Raw genomic sequence first — 3,307 nt, 5'->3', positions numbered from 1 at the left:
GTTTAACAGAACATTTGAGTTGATTTTAACATAAAGCATAGCTTTATGTCTTGCGCTCGGACAAACATAATTAATGTTTGTTTATTCCTCGCTCATGTAACTGGCTTTTCAACTAAATCAAGTATCTTTGATCTTTTATGAATCGATTGATGCTGCATATACAACTGCTTGGGTGTTGTATAGTCAAGCCTCACGAGCAATTAGTATTGGTCAGCTTCATGCGTCACCGCACTTCCACATCCAACCTATCAACGTCGTAGTCTTCAACGGCTCTTTAGTGGAGATAAACTCCAAGGGAAATCTAATCTTGAGGTAGGCTTCCCGCTTAGATGCTTTCAGCGGTTATCCCTTCCGAACATAGCTACCCGGCGATGCGACTGGCGTCACAACCGGTACACCAGAGGTTCGTCCACTCTGGTCCTCTCGTACTAGGAGCAGATCCTCTCAAATTTCCAACGCCCACGGTAGATAGGGACCGAACTGTCTCACGACGTTCTAAACCCAGCTCGCGTACCTCTTTAAATGGCGAACAGCCATACCCTTGGGACCTGCTTCAGCCCCAGGATGAGATGAGCCGACATCGAGGTGCCAAACACCGCCGTCGATATGAACTCTTGGGCGGTATCAGCCTGTTATCCCCAGAGTACCTTTTATCCGTTGAGCGATGGCCCTTCCATACAGAACCACCGGATCACTAAGACCTACTTTCGTACCTGCTCGACTTGTGGGTCTCGCAGTTAAGCGCGCTTTTGCCTTTATACTCTACGCGTGATTTCCGACCACGCTGAGCGCACCTTCGTACTCCTCCGTTACTCTTTAGGAGGAGACCGCCCCAGTCAAACTACCCACCAGACATGGTCCTCGTCCCGGATAACGGGACAGAGTTAGAACCTCAATATTACCAGGGTGGTATTTCAAGGATGGCTCCATAGTAACTGGCGTCACTACTTCAAAGCCTCCCACCTATCCTACACAAGTAAGATCAAAGTTCAATGTCAAGCTGCAGTAAAGGTTCACGGGGTCTTTCCGTCTAGCCGCGGGTACACCGCATCTTCACGGCGATTTCGATTTCACTGAGCCTCTGCTGGAGACAGCGCCCCCATCATTATGCCATTCGTGCAGGTCGGAACTTACCCGACAAGGAATTTCGCTACCTTAGGACCGTTATAGTTACGGCCGCCGTTTACTGGGGCTTCGATCAAGAGCTTCGCTTACGCTAACCCCATCAATTAACCTTCCAGCACCGGGCAGGCATCACACCCTATACGTCCACTTTCGTGTTTGCAGAGTGCTATGTTTTTAATAAACAGTTGCAGGGGCCTGGTTTCTGTGGCTGCCAATAGCTCAAGGAGCAAGTCCTATCACCGTCAGCAGCGTACCTTCTCCCGAAGTTACGGTACCATTTTGCCTAGTTCCTTCAGCAGAGTTCTCTCAAGCGCTTTGGTCTACTCGACCTGACCACCTGTGTCGGTTTCGGGTACGATTCCTGTGTAACTGAAGCTTAGAGACTTTTCCTGGAAGCATAGTATCAGCCACTTCACGAGTAAACTCGCTTGCTATCAGTTCTCAGCATAGAGCACCCCGGATTTGCCTAAGATGCATGCCTACAACCTTCCACCTGGACAACCAACGCCAGGCTGACTTAACTTTCTCCGTCCTCTCATCGCATTACACAGAAGTATTGGAATATTAACCAATTTCCCATCGACTACGCCTCTCGGCCTCGCCTTAGGGGTCGACTCACCCAGCCCCGATTAACGTTGGACTGGAACCCTTGGTCTTTCAGCGAACGGGTTTTTCACCCGTTTTGTCGTTACTCACGTCAGCATTCGCACTTCTGATACCTCCAGCATACTTCTCAATACACCTTCATCGGCTTACAGAACGCTCCCCTACCACGTATACTTACGTATACATCCGCAGCTTCGGCATATAGTTTTAGCCCCGTTACATCTTCCGCGCAGGCCGACTCGACTAGTGAGCTATTACGCTTTCTTTAAAGGGTGGCTGCTTCTAAGCCAACCTCCTAGCTGTCTATGCCTTCCCACATCGTTTCCCACTTAACTATAATTTTGGGGCCTTAGCTGGCGGTCTGGATTGTTTTCCTCTTGACTACGGACGTTAGCACCCGCAGTCTGTCTCCCGGATAGTACTCATAGGTATTCGGAGTTTGCATCGGTTTGGTAAGTCGGGATGACCCCCTAGCCGAAACAGTGCTCTACCCCCTATGGTATTCGTCCGAGGCGCTACCTAAATAGCTTTCGGGGAGAACCAGCTATCACCGAGTTTGATTAGCCTTTCACCCCTATCCACAAGTCATCCCCTGGCTTTTCAACGACAGTGGGTTCGGTCCTCCAGTTAGTGTTACCCAACCTTCAACCTGCTCATGGATAGATCACCCGGTTTCGGGTCTATACCCAGCAACTATACGCCCTATTAAGACTCGATTTCTCTACGGCTCCCCTATACGGTTAACCTTGCTACTGAATATAAGTCGCTGACCCATTATACAAAAGGTACGCAGTCACCAAACAAGTTGGCTCCCACTGCTTGTATGCATGCGGTTTCAGGATCTATTTCACTCCCCTCACAGGGGTTCTTTTCGCCTTTCCCTCACGGTACTGGTTCACTATCGGTCAGTCAGGAGTATTTAGCCTTGGAGGATGGTCCCCCCATATTCAGACAAGGTTTCACGTGCCTCGCCCTACTCGTCATCATTATATGTGCACTTTCGTGTACGGGACTATCACCCTCTACGGTAGCACTTCCCAGAGCTTTCCGCTAATACACATATAACTTAATGGGCTGATCCCCGTTCGCTCGCCGCTACTGAGGGAATCTCAATTGATTTCTTTTCCTAAGGGTACTGAGATGTTTCACTTCCCCTCGTTCGCCTCGCATGACTATGTATTCATCATGCGATACCTACCTTATGGTAAGTGGGTTTCCCCATTCAGAAATCTCCGGATCACAGGATATTTGCCGCCTCCCCGAAGCTTATCGCAGGCTATTACGTCTTTCTTCGCCTCTGACTGCCAAGGCATCCACCACATGCACTTAATTACTTGACTATACAACCCCAAACAGTCGCTAATCCCTACAAGATAGATTAACAATGTGGATTTAACCACTTCCGCTTGTTGTCTGTGAACTTAATCACTGTACAGCTTCAATTAGATTCATATACCAAAACGCTTGATTCAGTTTTATCGCTAGTTCTCATTTCATTCAACATTAACAATTGCTTGTTAAGTTTCATAAAACGAGTTAAACAATTATTTCAACTCAAATATATTCTGTTAATGAT

General features: G+C 48.2%; 1 rRNA gene. It reads right to left on the bottom strand.

Annotated features, from left to right (window positions below):
* Positions 1-179: 179 nt before the first annotated feature.
* A 23S ribosomal RNA gene (locus tag IMO47_RS05030) occupies positions 180-3,071 on the bottom strand.
* Positions 3,072-3,307 lie beyond the last annotated feature (236 nt).

The sequence above is a fragment of the Acinetobacter sp. Res13-Abat-PEC15-P4-01 genome, assembly GCF_015676285.1.
GTDB classification, from domain to species: domain Bacteria; phylum Pseudomonadota; class Gammaproteobacteria; order Pseudomonadales; family Moraxellaceae; genus Acinetobacter; species Acinetobacter nematophilus.
This window is presented reverse-complemented; position numbering and strand designations above follow the sequence as displayed.